20 protein-coding genes are annotated in these 21,575 nt (G+C 64.4%); 7 read left to right on the top strand and 13 right to left on the bottom strand.

All coding sequences use genetic code 11. The features are described from left to right. Positions 1 to 44 precede the first annotated feature (44 nt). On the bottom strand, positions 45 to 2,354 hold the full coding sequence (locus ACVJ5M_RS36385; RefSeq protein ID WP_063984804.1) for a TonB-dependent receptor: 2,310 nt from the start codon (positions 2,352 to 2,354) through the stop codon (positions 45 to 47). A 256-nt stretch (positions 2,355 to 2,610) separates the two neighbouring features. Here ACVJ5M_RS36385 and ACVJ5M_RS36390 point away from each other — a divergent pair, with 256 nt between their 5' ends. Together ACVJ5M_RS36390 and ACVJ5M_RS36395 are read left to right on the top strand one after the other, a co-directional pair. Further along, on the top strand, positions 2,611 to 3,273 hold the full coding sequence (locus ACVJ5M_RS36390; RefSeq protein ID WP_063984805.1) for a response regulator transcription factor: 663 nt from the start codon (positions 2,611 to 2,613) through the stop codon (positions 3,271 to 3,273). Next, on the top strand, positions 3,270 to 4,583 hold the full coding sequence (locus ACVJ5M_RS36395; RefSeq protein ID WP_071915946.1) for an ATP-binding protein: 1,314 nt from the start codon (positions 3,270 to 3,272) through the stop codon (positions 4,581 to 4,583). The genes ACVJ5M_RS36390 and ACVJ5M_RS36395 overlap by 4 nt, the downstream gene beginning before the upstream one ends. Before the next feature lies 1 nt (position 4,584). Here the strand turns inward: ACVJ5M_RS36395 and ACVJ5M_RS36400 are convergent, their stop codons facing one another. Continuing rightward, positions 4,585 to 5,316 carry a cytochrome c biogenesis CcdA family protein gene (locus tag ACVJ5M_RS36400; protein ID WP_085404442.1) on the bottom strand — a complete coding sequence of 244 codons (732 nt, stop codon included), beginning with the start codon at positions 5,314 to 5,316 and terminating at the stop codon, positions 4,585 to 4,587. Between the two features lie 207 nt (positions 5,317 to 5,523). Further along, positions 5,524 to 5,790: a hypothetical protein gene (locus ACVJ5M_RS36405; RefSeq protein ID WP_028152051.1), complete on the bottom strand. Its 267-nt coding sequence runs from the start codon at positions 5,788 to 5,790 to the stop codon at positions 5,524 to 5,526. Between the two features lie 482 nt (positions 5,791 to 6,272). Here ACVJ5M_RS36405 and ACVJ5M_RS36410 point away from each other — a divergent pair, with 482 nt between their 5' ends. Then, positions 6,273 to 7,322 (top strand): LysR family transcriptional regulator, encoded by a 1,050-nt coding sequence (locus tag ACVJ5M_RS36410; RefSeq protein WP_038943246.1) that lies wholly within the window; start codon positions 6,273 to 6,275, stop codon positions 7,320 to 7,322. Positions 7,323 to 7,347: 25 nt separating this feature from the next. Continuing rightward, on the top strand, positions 7,348 to 7,719 hold the full coding sequence (locus ACVJ5M_RS36415) for a helix-turn-helix domain-containing protein (protein ID WP_014497036.1): 372 nt from the start codon (positions 7,348 to 7,350) through the stop codon (positions 7,717 to 7,719). 45 nt (positions 7,720 to 7,764) lie between these two features. On the opposite strand, the gene ACVJ5M_RS36420 is transcribed toward ACVJ5M_RS36415, so the two are convergent. Beyond that, positions 7,765 to 7,896: a hypothetical protein gene (locus tag ACVJ5M_RS36420; protein WP_354099395.1), complete on the bottom strand. Its 132-nt coding sequence runs from the start codon at positions 7,894 to 7,896 to the stop codon at positions 7,765 to 7,767. Positions 7,897 to 8,115: 219 nt separating this feature from the next. Here ACVJ5M_RS36420 and ACVJ5M_RS36425 point away from each other — a divergent pair, with 219 nt between their 5' ends. Both ACVJ5M_RS36425 and ACVJ5M_RS36430 read left to right on the top strand, forming a co-directional pair. Next, positions 8,116 to 9,465 carry a L,D-transpeptidase family protein gene (locus ACVJ5M_RS36425; RefSeq protein ID WP_063984808.1) on the top strand — a complete coding sequence of 450 codons (1,350 nt, stop codon included), beginning with the start codon at positions 8,116 to 8,118 and terminating at the stop codon, positions 9,463 to 9,465. Between the two features lie 176 nt (positions 9,466 to 9,641). Continuing rightward, positions 9,642 to 10,463: an enoyl-CoA hydratase gene (locus ACVJ5M_RS36430; RefSeq protein WP_063984809.1), complete on the top strand. Its 822-nt coding sequence runs from the start codon at positions 9,642 to 9,644 to the stop codon at positions 10,461 to 10,463. Between the two features lie 15 nt (positions 10,464 to 10,478). On the opposite strand, the gene ACVJ5M_RS36435 is transcribed toward ACVJ5M_RS36430, so the two are convergent. The 9 genes from ACVJ5M_RS36435 to ACVJ5M_RS36475 form a co-directional block, all read right to left on the bottom strand. Then, on the bottom strand, positions 10,479 to 10,895 hold the full coding sequence (locus ACVJ5M_RS36435) for an ASCH domain-containing protein (protein ID WP_063984810.1): 417 nt from the start codon (positions 10,893 to 10,895) through the stop codon (positions 10,479 to 10,481). A gap of 38 nt (positions 10,896 to 10,933) precedes the next feature. Next, positions 10,934 to 12,013, bottom strand: coding sequence for an isocitrate/isopropylmalate dehydrogenase family protein (locus ACVJ5M_RS36440; protein WP_063986573.1), 1,080 nt, complete (start codon positions 12,011 to 12,013; stop codon positions 10,934 to 10,936). A gap of 132 nt (positions 12,014 to 12,145) precedes the next feature. Continuing rightward, positions 12,146 to 13,213: an alcohol dehydrogenase gene (locus ACVJ5M_RS36445; RefSeq protein ID WP_166089648.1), complete on the bottom strand. Its 1,068-nt coding sequence runs from the start codon at positions 13,211 to 13,213 to the stop codon at positions 12,146 to 12,148. Positions 13,214 to 13,295: 82 nt separating this feature from the next. Beyond that, on the bottom strand, positions 13,296 to 14,267 hold the full coding sequence (locus ACVJ5M_RS36450) for an ABC transporter ATP-binding protein (protein WP_063984811.1): 972 nt from the start codon (positions 14,265 to 14,267) through the stop codon (positions 13,296 to 13,298). Continuing rightward, complete coding sequence (locus ACVJ5M_RS36455; RefSeq protein WP_063984812.1) at positions 14,264 to 15,256, bottom strand: ABC transporter ATP-binding protein; 993 nt, start codon at positions 15,254 to 15,256, stop codon at positions 14,264 to 14,266. The genes ACVJ5M_RS36450 and ACVJ5M_RS36455 overlap by 4 nt, the downstream gene beginning before the upstream one ends. Then, positions 15,253 to 16,125 carry an ABC transporter permease gene (locus ACVJ5M_RS36460; protein WP_063984813.1) on the bottom strand — a complete coding sequence of 291 codons (873 nt, stop codon included), beginning with the start codon at positions 16,123 to 16,125 and terminating at the stop codon, positions 15,253 to 15,255. The genes ACVJ5M_RS36455 and ACVJ5M_RS36460 overlap by 4 nt, the downstream gene beginning before the upstream one ends. After that, positions 16,112 to 17,062, bottom strand: a complete 951-nt coding sequence (locus tag ACVJ5M_RS36465; protein ID WP_028152064.1) for an ABC transporter permease — start codon at positions 17,060 to 17,062, stop codon at positions 16,112 to 16,114. The genes ACVJ5M_RS36460 and ACVJ5M_RS36465 overlap by 14 nt, the downstream gene beginning before the upstream one ends. A 7-nt stretch (positions 17,063 to 17,069) precedes the next feature. Beyond that, positions 17,070 to 18,614 (bottom strand): ABC transporter substrate-binding protein, encoded by a 1,545-nt coding sequence (locus tag ACVJ5M_RS36470; protein WP_063984814.1) that lies wholly within the window; start codon positions 18,612 to 18,614, stop codon positions 17,070 to 17,072. Between the two features lie 131 nt (positions 18,615 to 18,745). After that, positions 18,746 to 19,942 (bottom strand): CaiB/BaiF CoA transferase family protein, encoded by a 1,197-nt coding sequence (locus ACVJ5M_RS36475; protein ID WP_063984815.1) that lies wholly within the window; start codon positions 19,940 to 19,942, stop codon positions 18,746 to 18,748. 192 nt (positions 19,943 to 20,134) lie between these two features. On the opposite strand from ACVJ5M_RS36475, the gene glgA reads away from it, so the two are divergent. Continuing rightward, positions 20,135 to 21,550: a glycogen synthase GlgA gene (gene glgA, locus ACVJ5M_RS36480; RefSeq protein ID WP_063984816.1), complete on the top strand. Its 1,416-nt coding sequence runs from the start codon at positions 20,135 to 20,137 to the stop codon at positions 21,548 to 21,550. Positions 21,551 to 21,575: the final 25 nt, after the last annotated feature.

The raw sequence follows: 21,575 nt of genomic DNA on the forward strand, positions 1-21,575 counted from the left end.
ACCTGCCTTCAGCTCGGCCACTCGCGCGTGTCATCTCAACACCATCAGAAGTTCGCCGTGGCTGACAATCTGAACACACGTGGAGACCCCGGCGTGATGTTGTTATTCCCGTCCGCGGTCGAATAGTACTTCCGGTCGAGGAGATTTTCGATGTTGAGCTGAGCCCGCCAGGTCTCGTTGAGCCTGAGGAACACAGCGGCGTCCACTCGCGTGAACTCCGGAATCAGGACGGTGTCGTCGGACGATGCGAAGAAGTTCGAGTAGTGGATCACACCGAGGCCCGCGGCCCACTGCTCCGTGAACTGATACTTGTTCCAGAGGGAAAAGGTAATGTACGGCACAAGTCCCACGCGGTTGCCGGCGACAATGGTCGCGGAGTTGTTGCTGGTGATCCGCGCATCCGTGTAAGCGTAGCCGCCCGTGATTTGCCAGGCGTCCGTCACGTAGCCGGTCAGAGACGCTTCGAAGCCGCGGGTCTTGGTTGCTCCGCTCAGAATGAAGAATCCCGCATTGTTGGGATCGGCAAAGCGCTGATTGGTCCGGTCCAGTTCGTAGATCGCCGTAGCGAACTGCAGGCTCGGGAAGATGTCGTATTTGAGCCCGACTTCCTTGTTCACGAACTTCTCGGGCGCTGCGATGGCCAGGCCCGGTGTCAGAGCGCTGAACTGGTCGCCGGCGCTCGGCAGATACGAGATGCTGTAGCTGCCGTAGATCGACAGGTTTTCGAGCGGCTTGAACAGGACACCGGCGCGTGGCGACACCAGATCATCGACTCGGTTGAGCTCGACGAATGTGCGGCGGTCTCGCGACGTTAGGTCGAAGTGATCGAACCGCACGCCGCCAATCAGTTCCAGATAGCGCGTGATCTCGACCTGGTCCTGGACGTAGACGGCGCCGAGATTGAGCTTGTAGGTGTTGTTGGCGTCGGTGCCCCCGTTATTGGCGAAAGTGACCGGAACGTACGATGTCGGATTCCTCGGATCGATCGTGATGGTCGACGATACGCCATTGAAGAGCCCGCTCTGCCGGTAGTTCAGGCCGTTCTGACGGCCCACCTCGGCGCCGAAGACGACGGTGTGACGAATTGGGCCCGTCCCGAACTTGTAGTTGAGATCGGTCTGGTTGAAGTAGTTCGTCCGGTCGGTCTCGTTATTGTATGCTTGCAGATTGCTCGAGGTTCCGGCGGCATTGACGGCACCGGAATTGGCTCCTCCGCCCGGATAGATGTTCTGGTAGAACTTGTCGTAGTTGGCGATCTGCGACGAATTCTTGATCGTCCACCCGTTCTCGAAATCGTGCTCGACGACAGCGGTTCCGATATCCACATCGGCGAGCGCATAGTTGAGGTTGGGGTTGCCGAAGAACGCAGACGGCGACGTATCGTAGGGATAGCGCGGGAAGGCGTTTCCGGGGCGGATCTGCGAAGGGATGCCGCGATCGACGGTACGCCGGTCGTGCAGATGCTCGTAGCTCAGCTTGACCGTCGTGGTGTCGTTCGGCGCAAAGGTCGCGGTAGGATTGATCGCCCAGCGTTCGAGGTTGACGAAATCGCGATAGCTCTGCGTGTTTTCGTACATCGCGTTGAGGCGGAAGGCCCAGTTCTCGTTGATCGCCTGGCCGACGTCGGTGGTCACGCGGGCGCCGGGATAGGAATTGCCGCCGACCGTCACCTCGCGAATGGTCGTACCGTCGGCCTCCTTGAGTACGCGGTTGACGACGCCACCGCCACCGCCGCGGCCGAAGATCATCGCGTTCGGCCCCTTCAGGACCTCGAGCCGCTGAATGTTGTAGAAGTCGCGAAAATACTGGACGTCGTCGCGGATGCCGTTTGTGTAGAAGTCGGCGTTGCTGCGCTGGCCGCGGATGACGAGGTCGTCACGATGCGATTCGCCCTGGTGATAGATCACGCCGGGCACATAGCGGGTCGCCTCGCCGATCGAGGTGAAGGCCTGGTCCCTGATGAAATCCTTCGTCAGCACCGTCACCGACTGCGGCACGTTGAGGAGAGCCGTATTGGTCTTCGTCGCGCTGGTCACGCTCCGCGTGACATAGCCCTTCTGGCCGGTACGCGCGTCCTGATTGTTGACGCTCGGCGGCTTCTTCTCGACCGGTGCGACGGTGGTCGTCCGGCGATTCGATCGCGCTGCGCGCGAGGCCGTCGCGGTCTGCGCCCGGCGGGCGCGCTGCTGCGGAGCGGAAACGACGACTGACGGCAAGGCTCCCGCCGCCTGCCCCTGCTGCGCAGAGGCCGGGCCGGCCTGCATCGTCAGCCCGCCAATGAATGACAGCGCTGCCGTCGTCGACAGCAGAAAACCACGCAACGCCTTACGGCCAGCCCAACAACCCAATTCCATCTGCAACGCCCCAAAACTTCGCGTGCCGCTCTGAAAGACGGCTTCGCGGTCCCAAACTGGGGCGCATCTGCAATGCGAAGAATTAGATGAGGATTAGATCGGATTTAGAATAGGTCGAGCCTCTCTACGCTCACGCCCAAATTTGTAAGAGTTCTAAATTGAGGCGCAGGCGGTTGACCATTTGGCCGCGGTGTCGAATGTGGCGCTTGGTGCTGCGACGCGCCACCACTCCAACACAGCGATTTTCCCTGAATCAATGCGCCTCCTGCTGATCGAAGACGATCCGATGTTCGGCAAGGCGCTCGTCCGCGGATTGAAGCGAAACGGAATGACCGTGGACTGGACCCGCGACGGACAGGACGGCTACGCCGCGCTACAACGCGCCGAGCACGCGATCACGCTGCTCGATATCGGACTGCCCGGCATGACCGGCTTCGAGATTCTCAAGGCCGCGCGCAGCAGGAAGGCTTCGCCCATCCTGGTGATCACGGCCCGCGACCGGGTCGAGGACATGGTCGCGGGACTCGATCTCGGCGCCGACGACTTCATCGTCAAGCCGTTCGAGTTGCGCGCCCTGCTCGCGCGCATTCGCGCGGTCATGCGCAGGGTCAACGACCGCTCCAATTCGCTGATGAGCAGCAAGGAGATCACGCTCGATCCATCGACCCATGTGGCGACCTTCCGCGGCATCCAGTCGACGCTTTCGGCGCGGGAATTCTCGGTGATGTACGCCCTGATGGAGCGTCCCGGAACCATTCTGTCGCGAGGCCAGATCGAGAGCCGGATCTACGGCTGGAGTGACGAGGTGCAGAGCAACGCCGTTGACGTCGTCATCCACGGCCTGCGCAAGCGGTATGGCAAGGACGTCATCCGGAACATCCGCGGTGCCGGGTGGATGGTCACAAAGTCCGGATCATGAGCTCTCTTCGCAAGACGATCATCACGCGTGCGACGCTGTTGCTGGCCGCCATCGGCCTCCTGGCGACGGCAACATCGTTCGGCCTGGTCGCCTATGAGATGAACAAGTTCCTCGACGCGCAGTTGCAGGAGATCGCCGTCAATGTCGGTCCAGGCGACCGCAACGGTGCGGGTCCGCTGCTCGAAGGCGAAGACGAGGATCAGTTGGTCGTCCGCATCTGGGATCGCTCCGGCGCGCTGCTGCATCGGGCGGGTCCTCCGATCGACATTCCGTGGCAATCAGTGCCGGGATTGTCCGACGAGATCGCCGACGGGCAGGATTGGCGCGTCTATCGCTGGAGCCACGCGCAGCACGATATCCAGATCGCGCAGGCGTGGAGCGCCAGGCACGAGATCGCGCTGCACGCGGCGACAGGCGCCGCGCTTCCGCTGCTGCTCGCCATCCCGCTGGTCTGGGCCGTTCTGGGTTGGTCGATCAGCCGCACGATGAGCGGTCTGCAACGGCTGTCGGCCGAAATCGGCCAGCGCAGCGTCGATGCGCAGGAGCCCCTGCGTCCGGTGGGCGTACCGGCGGAAGTGGCTCCCCTGATCGTTGCCATCGACAAGCTCGTCGATCGTCACCGGTCGGCACTCGAAGCGCAGCGCCGCTTCGTGGCGGACGCGGCGCACGAACTGAGGACACCTCTGGCCGCGCTCCAGATTCAAGCGGAAAACCTGATCGCCGCGGATCTGTCCGGACAGACTCGCGAGCTTGCCGACGAACTTCGGGACGGCGTGCGGCGCGCATCGCATCTGGCGAGCCAGTTGCTCGAAATGGCCAGAACGGAAGGCGCCTCGATCCGGAAGCGCGACGACGTCGATCTTGCCGCGCTCGCGACCTCGTTGCTGGCGGACTTCTATCCGCTGGCTGAGGCGCGCAACGTCCAGCTCGCGATGACGGCGGAGACACCGTGCAGGTTCCTCGGCGATCGCGACGCGATCGGCAAGCTCATCGCCATCCTGCTGGACAACGCCATTCGCTATTCAGGCTCAGGCGGCTCCGTGGAACTCAGGGTCGTCAATGACGGCAAGATTTGCGCGCTGGAGATCGTCGATGACGGCCCAGGCATTCCCGAGGATGCAATGCCGTTCATCTACGACCGCTTCTTCAGGGCTGCGCCCCAAGGCGTCGAGGGGACCGGGCTTGGTCTTGCGATCGCCAAATCCACCGCCGACCGGCACGGCTTCAGGCTGATGCATCAGAACCGGAGCGGCGCGACCGGCATCGTCGCGCATGTCCGGTTTGACCTGACTGCCGTACCAACAGCGTGAGCTAACCGATCGTCTGCAGCGCCGGAAACGTCTCGAGCAGCCAGATGCTGACATTCGAGACCGTGCCGGTGAGGAAGCCGATGCCAGTGATCACCATCAGGACGCCCATGGCGCGCTCGACATTGACGAGCTGGCCCTTCATGCGCGCGAACAGCTTCGAGAACTGCTCGATCATCAGGGCGGCGATCAGGAAGGGAATGCCGAGGCCGGCCGAATAGACTGCGAGCAGGCCCGCCCCCTTCGTCACCGTCGCCTCCGCCGCGGCGATCGAGAGGATCGCGGCGAGGATCGGGCCGATGCAGGGCGTCCAGCCGAAGGCGAAGGCGAGGCCCATCACATAGGCGCCCCACAGGCCGACAGGCTTGGGCGCGGTCAGGCGCCCCTCGCGCATCAAAAGGCCGATCCGCGTCAGTCCCAGGAAGTGCAGGCCCATGATGATGATGACGATGCCGGCGAGGATCGACAGCTCGGCCGACCAGGCACGAATCAGCCCGCCGATCAGCGAAGCGCTGGCGCCGAGCGCCACGAACACCGTGGAGAAGCCGAGCACGAACAGGAGCGCCGACATCATGATGGCGCGCTTGGACGCCGAGGCCGGCTCCTTGTTCTCGACATGCTCGATCGTGGCGCCCGTGAGATAGATCAGATAGGGCGGAACCAGGGGCAGAACGCAAGGAGAGAGGAAGCTAACGAGGCCGGCAATCAGGGCCGCCGGGATCGAGACATTTTGCATGATGCAGTCGGAGCCATCTCAGGCTCTTTGGCCGCGCACCGGGAATGCGCGCGGGCGGGAGCCGAACCGGCTCTGGTGTAGCCGATGCCGGGGAATGCGCACAACAGAGGCGCACGAAACCAGGCTCCTCCCGATGCCGTCTGCGATCACAGATGCGGCATCGGGACGCGCACAAACCTCGCCAAAAAGCGAGACTCGGCGGCGCGGCTACTTCACCACGCGGAGCAGCGGACGCCGGGGCTGGTCCTGCGTCTGCTTGGAGGGGGGCTGCGGTTCGCTTCCAGCGCTCCGCAACATTTCGTCGCACAGCGCCTTGAGATCGGCACTGTCAATTCCTTTGAGCTTCATCCGCACGTCGAGGATGACGATAGACAGCAGCTCGGCCGACTCGCGGTTATTGCTCTCGTTGAGAACCTTGCGGCACTCCTCAAGCGTTTCCAGCACCGACTGCAACTGTTCGTCTGAATGCGACACCGGCGTTCTTTCCGTTAGTTCGGCCTGCGAGACGTGTTTGTGGAAATCCCCTCGGCCCCCATGGGATACCGAGAATAACACGAGGCGCCGACGCCTCCGAACATGATTTCAGTATGATTTTGCCGGGAAACCGTGGCTCCCGCGAACATCGACCCGCTGCGCGGGACGCCATTATCGTCGTGGCCGGGACTCGAACGCGCGGCACTGGATGATCGACCCATTCCGCGCGGCGACAGCTCGCGCGCAAGGACTTCCGTGACGGAAAACGCCGACAATCCTGCAGCCATTTCAGGGCTCGCAACGGAACTCACGCCACACCCCTCATTCCAACGTTGGTCGGCCGATTCGATTCTCAGCCTTAGTAACACTCGGATACCGCCCACGAGGCAGTAACGATGGCGTTCAAAAGTCGCCGTTCCCCAACCCGCAGTGGTTGTGGTTTGCGCCCAATTCTGCCAGTTTAGCAACCCGAAGGGACTTGTATGCACTCCTTGGCGGAAAGGGGCGTTCCACAGGAGGAACGCCCAAAGATCAACATCAGCGGCCTCTCCGATTGGGATGCGGCCCGCATATTCCTGGAAGTCGTTCGATGCGGCAGTTTTCGCTCGGCGTCTGAACGCCTGTCGCTGTCGATCAACGCCGTCCGCCGCCGGATTGATGATTTCGAGCGCCAGACCGGCACCACCCTGTTCACCCGCGACGTCCACGGCACGCATCTGACCGATGAAGGTGCACTGGTGGTCTCCGCAGTCGAGCGCATGGAGGCGGCCGCCTTCGACGTGCTGCGCACCAGCGATTCGACGGCCAACGCCCTGTCCGGCGAAGTTCGCGTGGCCGTCACCGAGGGTCTCGGGACGTTCTGGCTCGCCCCGCGGCTGGTCGAATTCCAGCAGGCCTATCCGAAGATCCTGGTCGACTTGCATTGCGCGATGCGCTCGGCCGATGTCTCTCGTCACGAGGCCGACGTCGCCATCCATCTGTCGCGTCCCTCCGCGCTCGACGTCAAGCTGGTGCGGCTCGGCCGCATGCACCTGATGTTCTGGGCTTCGGAAAAATACCTTGAAAAACACGGCACGCCGCGCTCGGCGCTCGAATTGATCAAGCACCGCCTGGTGCTGCAATTCGCCGACCAGCTTGCCGCCAAGGAAACCTTCGAGAGCTTCTTCCCAGGCGTTCCGGAACGTGACCTGCTGGTCATGAAGACCAACGTCTCAAGCGCCAATTATTGGGCGGTCGCGAATGGCGCCGGCATCGGCGTATTCCCGAGCTACGCCATTGCGCTTGGCGGGAAGTTGATTCCACTGGAGGTCGAGCTGAACAGGCCGCTGGATATCTGGTTGTCCTACCACCCTGGTAGCGGCCGGATTCCACGCGTGCGGCACATGATTGACTGGCTGATCGAAGCTTTCAATCCGGCGCGATTCCCGTGGTTTAAGGAAGAGTTCGTGCATCCGCATGAATTCAAGGACGAGTATATGGGCGAACCCCTGACCCAGCTCTTCGGGGGATTTTCAACCGAAGAACAAAGGTGAGAGTATGAAAGCAGCGGCGAAAAGAATGAAGCAGCGCAGCGCCGGCAAGCCGGACATTGAGCTTGGCAAGCGGATCCGTCTGCGGCGCGTCGAGATGAAGATCTCGCAGGCCGAGCTCGGCGAGAAGCTCGGCGTGAGCTTCCAGCAGGTCCAGAAATACGAGAAGGGCGTCAATCGCGTCGGCGCGGCTCGGCTTCAGCAGATCGCCACCGCCCTCGATGTGCCCGTGACCTTCTTCTATGACGGCGACAACAAGGCGCGCGAAGTCGAGAGCCTGCTGTTCCTCGATTCCGCCTTCAGCCTCCGCCTGCTGCGCGCCTACAGCAAGATCAAGGACCAGACGGTGCAGCGTCAGCTCGTCTCGCTGATGGAATCGATCGCAGCGAACGAGGCCTGAGCCGATCGGGCTCTGACCTTTACGGCCGATGTTCAATCCGCCGCGTCACGGGGGCGCGGCCGGATTGAACGAGACCCAGTCCGCGCGCTTGCGCGCGGCTCTCCTTTCGGGGCGGCCAAGCCGCCCTTTTTTCTTGCGGATTTCTTGATGCGGATTTCCCGGCAATTTGCCCGCCATTGTCGCGGATTTCGCGAACCGATCCCGCCCCTGCCGCGACCCAATCGAGACGCCCCGCCTCGAACGCGCGGGCTTTCGACTGCCGCCCTTAATGGGACCTCAACTCCGGGGCTCTAGCTTCCCGCCGATTTTTGCGAATCGGCGCACGCAGCGCGGCGAGCGGGAATTGCCAATGCGAGCGCCCGTCCGGGCCTCGTCCTCGTGGGGAAAATGGGACACATGTCGAAACGCCATGCGATGATCGTTGCCGTCGGCGTGCTCGCGAGCGCCTCCGCGCTGGCGCAAACCGAAACCACGGGACAGGCAAACCCCAGGCCGGCAACGGCGGCCGGTACGGTGCCGGCAGCGGCGAACCCGGCCCATGCTGCCGCGCCGAAGGCCACCGCACCCGCTTCGACGGCGGAGAGCCGCTCCGCCGCGGCGCTCGCGCTGACGCACGAGCCAACCTATGACGAGGGCTCGGCCCAGCGCATCAAGGATGCCGCGCTTAGCTACTCCGATCTTGCCGTACGCGGCGGCTGGCCGACCATCCCTGCCGATGCCAAGTTCGCCCTCGGCGTCCAGGGCGCCAGCGACGAGCTGCTGCGCAAGCGACTAATCCTCTCCGGCGATCTCGCCGCCGACAAGGCGACCGGCGCCCTCGACCAGGATCTCGCCGACGCTGTAAAACGCTTCCAGGCCCGCCATGGACTGGCGCCGACCGGCACGGTGACGCCTCGTACGCTCGCGGCGATGAACGTCTCCGTGCAGAAGCGCATCCGGCAGCTGGAGGCTTCGCTCCAGCGGCTCGAGAACATGAATTTCGGCTTCGGCCAGCGCTATGTCGTGGTCAACATTCCCGCTGCCTTTGCCGAAGCGGTCGAGAACGATGTTGTGGCGCGGCGCTATCGCGTGATCGTCGGCAAGACCGAAAAGCCCTCGCCGACCCTGACGGCCCAGATCACCAGCGTCGTGCTCAATCCGACCTGGACGGTGCCGTCCTCGATCGCCAAGACCGAGATCTCGGCGCATATGCGCAAGGATCCGACCTATTTGTCGCGCATGCACATGGAGGTGCTCGACGCCCACGACAATCCGATCGACCCGCATTCGGTCGACTGGTCGGGCACGCACACGCCGAACTTCACCGTGCGCCAGCACAACGGCACCTTCAACGCGCTCGGCGCGGTGAAGATCGACATGCCGAACGCCTATTCGGTCTATATGCACGACACCAACCAGCGCAACCTGTTCAGCGACGACTACCGCTTCGATTCCCACGGCTGCTCGCGCGTCGACAATGTGCGCGATCTCGCCGCCTGGCTGCTGAAGGACCAGCCGAAATGGAGCCGCGCCGCGATCGATGCGGAGATTGCGGGCGGCCAGCACCTCGAGGTCGCCATGGCGAAGAAGGTGCCGGTGGCCTGGATTTACCTCACTGCATGGATGACCAAGGACCAGACCGTCCAGTTCCGCAACGACGTCTATAATCAGGACGAGCAGTTGCTGGAGGCCACCGCCGAAGAGGCGGCGTTTTTCAGCAATGCCGGCAGCCATCCCCTGACCGCGCACATGCACGCAACGCAGTAGAGCATGATCCGGAAAAGTGTGCAGCGGTTTTCCGAAAAGATCATGCTCAAGGAATAGCCGCTTCTCGCGCCATGCAATCGCGGCACAGGCGGATGCAGAGCCGCGTCCCTCGTCGCGGTTGACCCGGGCCGCGCCCCGGCCGCACATTGCGCCCGGCCTACGACAGCGAGCGCGCAATGCCTGACATTTCCAGCACGACCGAAACACCCCATGCCGACGGCAAGATCCTCAAGCAGGTCATCGACGGCGTCGGCGTGATCACCTTCAACAATCCCGACAAGCGCAACGCGATGTCGCTGGAGATGTGGGAGGGATTTGGCGAGGCGCTGACGAGCCTGCGCGATGACGAGACGGTGCGCGTCGTGATCCTGCGCGGCGCAGGCGGCAAGGCATTCGTCTCCGGCGCCGACATCAGCCAGTTCGAGAAGACCCGCCACAACGCGGCGGCGTCCGAGGAATATGCCAGGCGCAGCGCCGCCCAGCGCGCGCTGCTCGCCGACTATCCCAAGCCGACCATCGCCTGCATCGAGGGCTTTTGCCTCGGCGGCGGCATGCAGGTCGCGATGCTCGCCGACATCCGCCTCGCCGCGCATGGCAGTCAGTTCGGCATTCCCGCGGCAAAACTCGGCATCGCCTACGGCTATGACGGCTTGAAGCATCTGGTGTCGCTGGTCGGTCCGTCCTGGGCACGGCTTCTGATGTACACGGGCATGCGGATCGATTCCGCCGAGGCGCTGCGCATTGGCCTCGTCGAGCGCTTGTTCCCGATCGACGAGTTGTGGGGTGAGACGATGACGATCGCGCAGACCATCTCCGAGAACGCCCCGCTCGCGATCAAGGCCGCCAAGATCACCATCGCGCAGGTGTTGAAAGACGAGAGCCAGCGCGACCTGGAGGCGATCAAGGCGATCGGTCACGCCTGCATGGACAGCGCGGATTTTCGCGAGGGCCGGCAGGCCTTCATGGAAAAGCGCAAGCCGCAGTTTACGGGCAAGTAGCCTCGGCGACCGGGCTCAGCAAGGCGCAGGCGCCTGATCACCAAACACCTCGATCAGGCGGAAGCGCTCGCACATCAGCATCATGTCCTCGCTGAATCGTCCGAGCCGGCCGAAATAGGTCCGATGGGCGCTGCGCCAATAGGCGAGGCTTCGATCGCCTTCGCCCTCATCGTGCGCAAAGGTGGCATCGACTTCATTAAAGCGCCGATAGGTGATCTCGACGGATTCGATGACGCAGCGCGGTTCTCCGCGCCCGTTGAGTACGACCCAGCGCTCACCCGGCGTCGACGTGTTCGGTTCGTCTTCCGTGCTGCAAGTCGCGGTCTTGACGCCCTTGACGACGAGTTCGACCAATTCATCCGCGAGCGCAGGATTGTCGCCGAAGGCGAAGGTCCTGAGGTGCCGATAGTGCTCGGGAACCGGATTGCTCATTGACTTCCGGCTCCTCCGATATCGACCGCCTGCGGTAACTACAGCGCAGCGAGCACCGCTTTCGTAATGTCAGCCGTGCCGTTGCTGCCGCCGAACTCCATCGGCTTGATGCCGCCGGCGTAGATCTGGTCCACCGCAAGCTCGATCTGCTCGCCGGCTTCTGCCGCGCTCTCGACGCCGTGCTTGTCGGCGAGCCAGTCCAGCATCATCGCCGCCGACAGGATCATGCCGGTGGGATTGGCCTTGCCCTGCCCCATGATATCGGGTGCGGTGCCGTGGCAGGGCTGGAACACGGCATATTTGTCGCCGATGTCGGCGGACGGCGCCATGCCGAGGCCGCCGATCAGGCTCGCGGTGATGTCGGAGACGATGTCGCCGAACATGTTCTCCATCACCATCACGTCGAAATCCCAGGGACGCTTCACCAGCATCGCCGAGCAGGCATCGACATAGAGCCGGTCGGTCTTCACGTTCGGATGCTTCTTCTCGATCTCGTCGAAGATGCCGCGGAAGAACGCAAAGGCCTTGAACACGTTCGCCTTGTCGACGCAGGTCAGCATCCCCGGCTTGCCGCGCGCCTTGCGCCGCTCGGCGAGCCGAAACGAGAACTCGAACAGGCGTTCGGAGGTCTTGCGCGTGATCACCATGGTCTCGCGCGCGTCCTCATGGGTGACGACGCCCTTGCCCATCGAGGCGAACAGGCCTTCGGTGGATTCGCGGATCACGACGAGATCGATGCCGCGCTGGTCGGCGCCGACGATCGGGCTCGGCACGCCCGGAATGAGCCGCGCCGGGCGCACGCCGGCATAGAGATCGAAGATGAACCGCAGCTCGATCTGTGGCGCGATCTCGGTATTATCGGGATAGCGCACCGACGGCAGGCCGCAGGCGCCGAGCAGGATCGCGTCGGCCTCCTCGCAGAGCTTGATAGTGGAATCCGGCATCGACTTGCCGGTCGCGAGATAATTGTTGGCGCCGGCGGGCGCCTCGGTGAAGCGGAAGCTCAGGCCGGACTTCGCCTCGATCTTGCGCAAGACTTCGATGGCCGGTGCCATGACTTCGGGACCGATGCCGTCACCGGCGAGCACGGCAATGTGGAAGGCGTTGTTTGCGGACATGGCGGTTCCTGCGTGAAGAAAGGCGTGGCTCGTCATTGCGAGGAGCGAAGCGACGAAGCAATCCAGACTGTGTCCGCGGACGGATTTCTGGATTGCTTCGCTTCGCTCGCAATGACGACGGAGAGAGTGAGACTACGGCGTCAGCACCGTGCGACCGACCACCGCGCCCTGCTGCAATTGCACCAGCGCGTCATTGGCCTTGTTGAGCGGCTGACGCGTCACCGGGATCGGCGGCACGTTCTTCGCGCGCACGAGGTCGAGCAGTTCCTGCGTCTCGCGCAGATTGCCGACATAGCTGCCCTGGATCGTCACCGCCTTGATCGGGATCAGCGGCAGCGCCCAGGTCGCGCCGCCGCCGAACAGGCCGACGATGACGAGCTTGCCGCCCTTGGTCAGGCAATCGAAGCCGAGTTGCGTGGTCGCGGCGTTACCGACGAGATCGATCACGGCGCGGATCGGCCCGCCCGCCTTTTTGGCAAGCTGCTCCAGCGCATCCGGCGCCTTGGGATCGACGGTCGCGAGCGCGCCGGCCTTTTCGGCGGCCTCGCGCTTCCTGGCGTCGATGTCGACCATGATCGCGCCCTTGCCGCCCATTGCCTTCAGCAGCGACAGCGCCATCAGGCCAAGACCGCCGGCGCCGAACATCACGATCGGCGTGTCAAAATGCTGCTCGACCTTCTTCAGCGCGCTGTAGGTGGTGACGCCCGAGCAGGCGTAGGGCGCCGCCGAGGCGGGATCGAGCCCCTTCAGGTTGAGCAGATAGCGCGGATGCGGCACCAGCATGTGGTCGGAATAGCCGCCGTCGCAATAGACGCCGAGCGAGCGCGGCGTCAGGCACATGTTCTCGTCACCGGCCAGGCACGTGGCGCACTTGCCGCAACCGATCCAGGGATAGACCAGGCCGACATCGCCGAGCCTGAGATCGCCCTGGTCGGTCGGCTTCACGTCGGGGCCGAAGGCTGCGATTTCGCCGACCGTCTCATGACCCATGGTCAGCGGCAGATTGATACCGCGGTCCTTCAGCGACAGCGGCTTGCGGCCGTGGCCGAGATCGTAGCCGCCTTCCCAGATGTGGAGGTCGCTGTGGCAGACGCCGGCGGCCTTCACCTTGATCAGCACCTGCGTGCCCGACGGCTGCGGCGTGGCCTCGTCGAACTCCTGCAGCGGCGCCTTGAAATCGGCGACCTTGAAACTCTTCATCGGCGTCCTCCCGGCATACTTCTTTGTCGTCGCCACCATGCCATGACCGGCGGGGCTAAACAAATCCGCTACCGTCTTTAGTTCAGGCCAGCGGATGGTGGCAAGCCGCGAACTGGCCGGGTGCGACCTCGCGCAACTCCGGTATCTCCGCGCTGCATCGCTGGTCGGCCCGCGGGCAGCGGGTGCGGAAGCGGCAGCCGGACGGCGGCGCAATCGGCGATGGCGGCTCGCCGGTCGCCACACTCTCGACGGGACGCACGTCCGGATCGGGCACCGGGATCGCCTGCAACAGCAGGTCCGTGTAGGGATGCGCGGGCCTTGCGAACAATTGCTCCGACGGCCCGACCTCGCAGAGGCGGCCGAGATACATCACCGCGACGCGGTCGCTGACCGCTTTCACCACCGCGAGGTCATGCGCGATGAACAGCAGCGTCAGGCCGAAGCGCGCCTTCATCTCCTCGAGCAGATTGAGGATCTGCGCGCGGATGGAGACGTCGAGCGCCGAGACCGGCTCGTCGCAGACGATGAATTCGGGGTTGAGCACCAGCGATCGTGCGATGCAGATGCGCTGGCACTGGCCGCCGGAGAATTCGTGCGGCAGGCGGCCCGCCACGATGTCAGGATCTAGCCCGACCGCGGACAACACCTCGTGAACGCGTCGCTTGCGCTCCGTGGCATCCTTGACGCCGGCGATGATGAGCGGCTCGGCGACGATGTCGCCGATGCGCCGGCGCGGATTGAGCGAGGCGATCGGGTCCTGGAAGATCAGCTGCACGCGGCGGCGCATTTTGCGCAGCGCCTCGCCTTCCATCGCGGTGAGGTCCTCGCCGTCGAACAGCACGCGGCCGGACTTGGCGCGGCGCAATTGCAGCACCGCGCGCCCCAGCGTCGACTTGCCGCAGCCGGATTCGCCGACCAGCCCCAGCGTCTCGCCGCGCGCGACCTGGAGGCTGACGCCGGAGACCGCGTGCACCGTCTTGTTGCCGAGACCATATTCGACGACGAGATTGTCGACGTTCAGGAGCGGCTCGGCGGGCATGGCAAACTGCATCATGCGCCAATCCCCTCCGTCATCTGGATGGGATGGAAGCAGGCATAGAGATGCCCCGGCATCTCCGCGCCCTTTAATTCGGGCTTGGCCTCGTGACAGCGCCCCACGGCATAGCGGCAACGCGGCGCAAACGAGCAGCCCCTCAGCGGCCGGGTCGGATCGGGCGGACGGCCGGAGATGGCGGGCAGCGGCGTATGCGGCGCGGTCTCCAGCTTCGGGATCGCCGCCAGCAGCGCCTCGGTGTAGGGCATGTGCATGCGCTTGAACAACGCCTGCGTCGGCGCGCGCTCGACCACCCTGCCCGCATACATCACCGCGACCTCGTCGGCGCGGCCGGCGACGACGCCGAGGTCGTGGGTGATGATGATCATCGCCATGTGGCGGCGGCGCTGCTCGCGCGCCAGCAGATCGAGGATCTGCGCCTGGATGGTCACGTCGAGCGCCGTAGTCGGCTCGTCCGCGATCAGCAGTTTCGGCTCGCAGGACAGCGCGATCGCAATCGCGATGCGCTGGCGCATGCCGCCGGAACATTGATGCGGATATTGCGCGAGCCGCTGCTCCGGCGCCGGAATGCCGACGGCAGCGAGGAGCTCGATGCTGCGCTTCCGCGCCGCCGGCGCATCGAGCTCGAGATGCTCCTGGATCGTCTCCATCAGCTGGGTGCCGATGGTGAGCACCGGATTGAGCGAGGTCATCGGGTCCTGGAACACGACCGCGAGGTCGCGCCCGCGCAGGCGCCGCAGGCTTTCGGCATCGAGCCGCACCAGGTCCTGGCCGTCGAACATCACGCGCCCGGTCAGCTTCGCCTTCTTCGGCAAGAGCTGAAGCACCGCGCGCGACAGCATGGTCTTGCCGCAGCCGGATTCGCCGACGATGCCGAGCGTGCGGCCCGCTTCCAGCGACAGATCGACATGATCCACGGCGCGCAAATTGCCGCGCGGGGTCGGCAGTTCGACCGCCACGTCCTCGATGGTCAGGAGCGGCGCGCTCATAGCGCCCCCTGACGCGGGTCGGTCAGGGCCCGCAAGGTGTCGCCGACCAGGTTGAAGGCCAGTACGGTCAAGAACAGCGCCGTTGCCGGCAGGAAGGCCAGCCGCGGCGCGACGTCGAGGCTGTCGCGCCCCTCGCCGATCATGCTGCCCCAGCTCGCCATCGGTGGCGGCACGCCGAGCCCGAGGAAGGACAGCGCGCCCTCGACCACGATCGTGACGGCGACGCCGAGCAAGAAGAAGGCCAGCAGCGGCAGGATCACGTTCGGCAGCAGCTCGCGTATCAGGATGCGCGCATGGCTGGCGCCGAGCGCCTCGGCCGCGATCACGAACTCGCGCCGCGCCAGCGTCAGCGTGGCCGCGCGCGCCACGCGCATGAAGGCGGGAATGCCGAGCACGCCGAGGATCAGGGTGAGGTTGGGAATCGACTGGCCGAGATAGGCGGTCACCGCGAGCGCGAAGATCAGCGGTGGAAACGCCAGCAGCACGTCCATGCTGCCGACCACCAGCGTCTCGAACCGGCCGCGGAAATAGCCGGCGAGGAGACCAAGCGCGCCGCCGAGCGCAAGCCCGATCATCGGCGCGATCAGCCCCACCGTCAGCGACACCCGCGCGCCAAAGATCAGGCGGGCAAATTCGTCGCGGCCGAGCCCGTCGGTGCCGAGCCAGTGTTCCCCGGAGAACGCCGCACGGCGCTCCAGCATGTCCATGTCTACAGGATTCTGCAGCGGCAGCACCGGCGCCAGGATCGCGAGCGTCAGGACAATCGCGAGCCAGGCGCTCGCGAACCAGAACAACAGGCCGAGCTTGCGCCGGCGCCGAACCGGCTCGGAGACCACCTCGTCCTGCATCGACAGCTCAAGCGTGGCCATGGCGGATCCTCGGATCGAGCACGGCGTAAAGCATGTCGACGATGAAATTGACGATGACGAAGCCGCAGGCGACCAGCAGCACCACGCCCTGGAGGATGACGAGGTCGCGGGTGTAGATCGCGCCAACCAGCAGGCGGCCGATGCCCGGCAGCGCGAAGATCGATTCCACGATCAGCGTGCCGCCCAGCAGGCGACCGATGTTGATGCCTGTGACCGTCACCAGGGTCAGCGACGATGGCTTGAGCGCATGCACGAACAGGATGCGCGCGGGCTTGAGGCCTTTCGCTTTCGCGAGAGCAATGTAGTCCTCCTGCAGGGTCGCGATCATGTCGGAGCGCAGCACCCGCATGATTCCAGGCCATTCCGCCAGCGCCAGCGTCAGCGCCGGCAGCACGAAGAAGCGCAGGTTCGACAGCGGCTCCTCGGTGAACGGCACATAGCCGGTCGCCGGCAGCCAGCGCAACTCGACCGCGAACAGATAGATCAACAAAATCGCCATCAGGAAGGACGGCATCGACAGCATGGCGAAGGCGCTGCCGGTCATGAAGCGGTCGAAGGCGCCACCGGCGCGCGCAGCGCAGGCGATCGCGAGCGGCACGCCGATCAGGAGCCCGATGAATTCGGCCATCAGCATCAGCTCGAGCGAGACCGGAATGCGCTCGGCTACCGCCTGCAACACCGTCTGCCCGGTGCGGAAGGAGCGGCCGAGATCGCCCTGCAGGACATGACCGAGCCAGCTCAGATAACGCCACCACAGCGGCTGGTCGAGCCCCATGTCACGGCGCAACGCCGCGACATTCTCCGGCGTCGCCTGATCGCCGAGGATGACATAGGCAAGATCGCCCGGCAGCAACGCGGCGATCAGGAAGGTGAGCAGCGAGACGGCGAGCAGCACCGGCAGGATGGCAAGGAGCCGCCGCACGACGAAGTTCAGCATCGCGCGGTCATTCCAGCCAGGTGGAGGAGACGTCGATCACGCCGTTGTAGATTTTCGGAAAGCCCTTCAGCCTGGCGCTCGACAGCGCGTAATAGGTGTTCTGGAAGGTCCAGAACCAGATCGCCTCCTTGTTGATCAGGCGGCTGATCGCGCAATAATCCTCGATCCGCGCCGCGGGATCGGCGGTGACGCGGGAGTGGTCGAGCAGCCGGTCGAGCTCCGGATCGGCGAAGTTGGCCAGCGCCAGCGGGCTGCCGCTGCGGAAGTTCGCATACATCTGCGGATCGGGATCGGCGAGGTCGACGATGCGCCAGGGTATGAGCTGGAACTGACGCATGAACGCGCGTGGCGGAATGGTGGCCTGGTCGACCTGCTCGATCTCCATGTTGGCGCCGGCGCGCTTCCAGAATTGCTGGAGCACCTGGCCGATCATGCGGCCGCGGGGCGTCGCGGTCACCATCGTCTTGAACTCGACCGGCTTGCCATAGTCCTTGATCAGCGCCTTGGCCTTCTCGACATCGAACGGCAGCGCGCCGTCGTCCTTGCACTTGACCCAGGAGCCGTCGCCGTAGGGATTGGTCGCGGGCCGGCTCAGGCCGTTGCTGATCGCCTGCGACATCTTTGGACGGTCGATCGCCATCACCAGCGCCTGCCGCACGCGGACGTCGTCGAACGGCGCCACCTTGGTGTTGAAGGCATAGACCTGCGCGCCCGAGCCCTTGTAGGTGTGCACGGTGAGCTTGGAGTCCTTCTGCGCCTTCATGATGTTGTCAGCGTCGTTCTCGTCGTCCCAGATGATGTCGGCCTCGCCCGATTGCAGCGAGGCGAAACGCGACTGCGCGTCGGGCAGCGGCTTCAGGATGATGCGGTCGAGATAGGGACGGCCCTTGTCCCAGTAGCCCGGGTTCTTCTCCAGAACCATGCGATCGCCGGCCGTCCATGATTTCAGGATGTAGGGACCGGTGCCGACGGGATTGCGATTGTAGTCGTCGCCCTTGGTCTTCCACGCCGTCGGCGAATGCACGACGTTGTTCTGGCTCTGGATGGTGTTCGTCGCCGGCAAATTCACGGAAGGATCGGTGAGATTGTAGACGACAGTATATTCGTCGGGCGCCAGCACCTCCTTGACGTTGGTGATGTAGAAGGCGCAGCGGCACTTGTTGGCGGGGTCCTTCTGCCGATCGAAGTTCTCCTTGAAGGCTTGCGCATTGAACGGCGTGCCGTCGTGGAATTTCACGCCCCGGCGCAGCTTGAAGGTCCAGGTCTTGTAATCGTCGGAATGGGTCCAGGACACTGCCAGCTTTGGCGCGGCCTCGCCCTTGTCGTCGAGCGTGGTGAGCGTATCGAAGATCGCGGCCGCGGCGGTGAAGGTCGAGGTGTCGTAGACCCCGACCTTGAGCGGATCGAAGCCCGTAATCTCCAGCTCCTGACCGACGGTGATGCTGCCGCCCGCCTTCTGCGCCTGCGCCGGCCCAGCCGGCGGAAGGAGAGTAAATGCCGCAACAAGGAAAATCGGCGCGCGCTTGCGCGCCGCGGCAGCAAGGTTCGTCATGGTTCCTCCCGGGATCCCTCGTCCGATGTTTCGGATCGTTGAATGACTCGGAAGCGAGCTTGGCGATAAATGCTCGCCACGGCAAGAGGAACACGCGAGAGATCAAACGCTGTAGTGGTGCTGCGATGCGCTCAGTTTGTCGCAGCCGTTTTGCCTGACGGAATTGGAGCATCGCCGGCGAGGCCGATCTCCTGGCGCAATGCGTCCGTGTGCTCGCCGAGCACGGCCATCGTTTTGGCGGGCGTGGTGTCGGCGCCCGACATCCGGAACGGCAGATTGAGCACCTGGAACGAGCCACCCTCGTCCTCCACGGACGAGAGCGCCTGCCGGTGCGCGAGTTGCGGATCGGCCAGCGCCTCGGACACGGTGCGATAGGCCGAGGCTGGCACACCGGCCGCGCCAAGCGCGACAAGGCATGCATCGGTCGTGAGCGGCCGCGACCAGGCTTCGACACCGTCCATCATGTCGGCCCAGTTCTCGCGCCGCGCGGCGTAGGTGGAGAAGCGCGGATCGGAAATCCAGTCGGGGCGGCCGATCACACCCATCAGGCACTGAAACGTCTTCTCGCTCGCGACCGTGATCATGACATAGCCATTGGCCGTCTCGGTCGGCCCGAACATCGGGCGCGGCGGTGGCTTCACCGCGAATTGCGAGCTCTGCAGCTCGATCACCGTCAAGGTCAGCATCGATTCCAGCATCGAGACGTCGATGTGCTGGCCCTGCCCGGTCATAGTGCGCTGATAGAGCGCCGACGCAATCGCGCCAAAACCGTAGGTGCCGGTGACGACGTCGGCATGGTAGATGCCGCAATAATCCGGCCGGCTGCGGCCGGGCTGGTACGCGAGATGCGCCATGTCGTAGCCGGAGGCCGCGTGGATTACCGGCGCGTAGGCCGGCAGCTCGGCCGAGGGACCGGTCTGGCCGTAGCCCGAGATCGAGCAATAGATCAGCTTGGGATTGACCGGGCACAGGCGGTCGTAGTCGAGCCGCAGCCGGTGCATCACGCCGGGGCGAAAATTCTCGACCAGGATATCGGCGGTCGCGGCGAGCCGGCGCACCGCCTCCTTGCCCTCCTCGGACTTGAGATCGAGCACGACGCTTTTCTTGCCGACGTTGAGCTGGCCGAATACGGTGCTGCACCCCTTGCGCAGCGGCGGCCGGGTGCGCATCGTCTCGCCGCCGTCGGTCTCGATCTTGATGACCTCGGCGCCCATGTCGGCAAGCATCCGCGCACAATGGGGACCGGCGATGGTGGTCGAAAAATCCAGGACCCTGAGGCCCGCGAAGGCCTTTGTCGTCGTCCCCTCATGCTTATCTGCTAACGGCATGCCTGCTGCGCCCCTCGGCCTCTTAGGAACTATCGAAGTTCTCTCTTGTTGATGCGCCGACCCTAGAGGGCGGCGGGTGAGTAGGAAAGTCTTTACCGAACGGACGCGTCTCACGGGCGGGCTTGGGAATTCCAGGACAACTGGACCCGTTCTTGCATAGCAATAAACGGGATCGGAAGAGGGCAGCTGTTCTTGAGGGTCTTGTTCGTCACAACCGAGATGGACGATTTCGTCCGCGTTGGCGGACTCGGCGCCGTTTCCGCTGCACTTCCCAGGGCGCTTCGCCCTCTCGCCGATATCCGGGTCATGTTGCCCGGCTACCGCGACATCATCGAACAACTCACGCATATTCAGATCGTTGGCCGCTGCCCGGCGCTCGCGGAGATGCCGGCCTGCTCGCTCGGCCGGGCTGCGACCAAGGACGGGCTGCCGGTCTATGTGCTGTTGTGCTCACAACTCTACGACCGACCCGGCAATCCCTATGGCGACGAGTCCGGACACGACTGGCCGGACAACGACATCCGCTTTGCGCGCTTTGCCTCGGCAGCCGCTGAGCTGGCCATGGGCAAGCTGGACAAGAATTGGGCAGCAGACCTGGTCCATGCCAACGACTGGCAGGCCTCGCTCGTGCCGGCCTACCTCGCCTGGCGCGGGGCCAGGCTGCCGTCGATCCTGACCATCCACAACCTCGCCTACCAGGGACTCTTCCCGAAGGACTCGCTGCGGCGGATCGGCGTCCCCGAGAGTTCCTTCCATATCGACGGCGTCGAATTCTACGACCAGCTCTCCTTCCTCAAGGCCGGGCTGGTCTATGCCTCGCACCTCACTACCGTGAGCGGCACCTATGCACGCGAGATCACGACGGAGGAATTCGGCTGCGGTCTCGAAGGCCTGCTTCGTGTCCGCTCGGATGCTGCCGAGCTCACGGGCATCCTCAACGGCATCGACGAGAGCTGGGATCCACGCTCCTGCTCCCAGCTGGCCCAGCAGTTCGGCGCCGGCGACTGGGTCGGCAAGAAGGCCAATGCGGATTATATCCGCAAGCAGTTTGGCCTGGCGGTCTCGCGCGGGCCGATGTTCGCGATCGTCGCACGCCTGGTGCACCAGAAGGGCATCGACCTCGTCCTGTCGGCCGCCGACGAGATCATCGATGCCGGCGGGCAGATCGTGGTCACCGGCTCCGGCGAGCCGGCGCTCGAGCAAGCGCTGATCGACGCGCATCGCCGCCGCCCCGACGCGATCGGGGTTACGATCGGTTTCAACGACGCCCAGGCGCGGCGCATCTTCGCGGGCAGCGATTTCACATTGATGCCGTCGCGCTTCGAACCGTGCGGGCTCAGCCAGATGTACGCCCAGCGCTTCGGCTCGCTCCCGATCGGTCACCAGACCGGCGGCTTGGCCGAAACCATCACCGACGGCGAGACCGGCTTTCTGTTCTCGCAGCCCTCGCGCGCGTCCTTCCTCGGCGGCGTCCGCCGCGCCTTCTCAGCTTTCGTGGCGCATGACCAGCTCGACTCCATGCGTCGCAGCGCGATGGGACGATCGTTCTCCTGGAGCATCTCCGCCGGCAGCTACAGCGCGCTGTATCGGAGGCTGGCATCGGTGTGAGGCTGAGGCGGCGCTTCTCCATTCT

The organism is Bradyrhizobium sp. S3.7.6, assembly GCF_054061875.1.

Bases quoted from the DNA above. Each gene is read 5' to 3' on its own strand.
- ACVJ5M_RS36385 (WP_063984804.1), bottom strand. From the start codon at position 2,354: ATGGAATTGGGTTGTTGGGCTGGCCGTAAGGCGTTGCGTGGTTTTCTG.
- ACVJ5M_RS36390 (WP_063984805.1), top strand. From the start codon at position 2,611: ATGCGCCTCCTGCTGATCGAAGACGATCCGATGTTCGGCAAGGCGCTC.
- ACVJ5M_RS36395 (WP_071915946.1), top strand. From the start codon at position 3,270: ATGAGCTCTCTTCGCAAGACGATCATCACGCGTGCGACGCTGTTGCTG.
- ACVJ5M_RS36400 (WP_085404442.1), bottom strand. From the start codon at position 5,316: ATGCAAAATGTCTCGATCCCGGCGGCCCTGATTGCCGGCCTCGTTAGC.
- ACVJ5M_RS36410 (WP_038943246.1), top strand. From the start codon at position 6,273: ATGCACTCCTTGGCGGAAAGGGGCGTTCCACAGGAGGAACGCCCAAAG.
- ACVJ5M_RS36415 (WP_014497036.1), top strand. From the start codon at position 7,348: ATGAAGCAGCGCAGCGCCGGCAAGCCGGACATTGAGCTTGGCAAGCGG.
- ACVJ5M_RS36420 (WP_354099395.1), bottom strand. From the start codon at position 7,896: ATGGCGGGCAAATTGCCGGGAAATCCGCATCAAGAAATCCGCAAGAAA.
- ACVJ5M_RS36425 (WP_063984808.1), top strand. From the start codon at position 8,116: ATGTCGAAACGCCATGCGATGATCGTTGCCGTCGGCGTGCTCGCGAGC.
- ACVJ5M_RS36430 (WP_063984809.1), top strand. From the start codon at position 9,642: ATGCCTGACATTTCCAGCACGACCGAAACACCCCATGCCGACGGCAAG.
- ACVJ5M_RS36435 (WP_063984810.1), bottom strand. From the start codon at position 10,895: ATGAGCAATCCGGTTCCCGAGCACTATCGGCACCTCAGGACCTTCGCC.
- ACVJ5M_RS36440 (WP_063986573.1), bottom strand. From the start codon at position 12,013: ATGTCCGCAAACAACGCCTTCCACATTGCCGTGCTCGCCGGTGACGGC.
- ACVJ5M_RS36445 (WP_166089648.1), bottom strand. From the start codon at position 13,213: ATGAAGAGTTTCAAGGTCGCCGATTTCAAGGCGCCGCTGCAGGAGTTC.
- ACVJ5M_RS36450 (WP_063984811.1), bottom strand. From the start codon at position 14,267: ATGATGCAGTTTGCCATGCCCGCCGAGCCGCTCCTGAACGTCGACAAT.
- ACVJ5M_RS36455 (WP_063984812.1), bottom strand. From the start codon at position 15,256: ATGAGCGCGCCGCTCCTGACCATCGAGGACGTGGCGGTCGAACTGCCG.
- ACVJ5M_RS36460 (WP_063984813.1), bottom strand. From the start codon at position 16,125: ATGGCCACGCTTGAGCTGTCGATGCAGGACGAGGTGGTCTCCGAGCCG.
- ACVJ5M_RS36465 (WP_028152064.1), bottom strand. From the start codon at position 17,062: ATGCTGAACTTCGTCGTGCGGCGGCTCCTTGCCATCCTGCCGGTGCTG.
- ACVJ5M_RS36470 (WP_063984814.1), bottom strand. From the start codon at position 18,614: ATGACGAACCTTGCTGCCGCGGCGCGCAAGCGCGCGCCGATTTTCCTT.
- ACVJ5M_RS36475 (WP_063984815.1), bottom strand. From the start codon at position 19,942: ATGCCGTTAGCAGATAAGCATGAGGGGACGACGACAAAGGCCTTCGCG.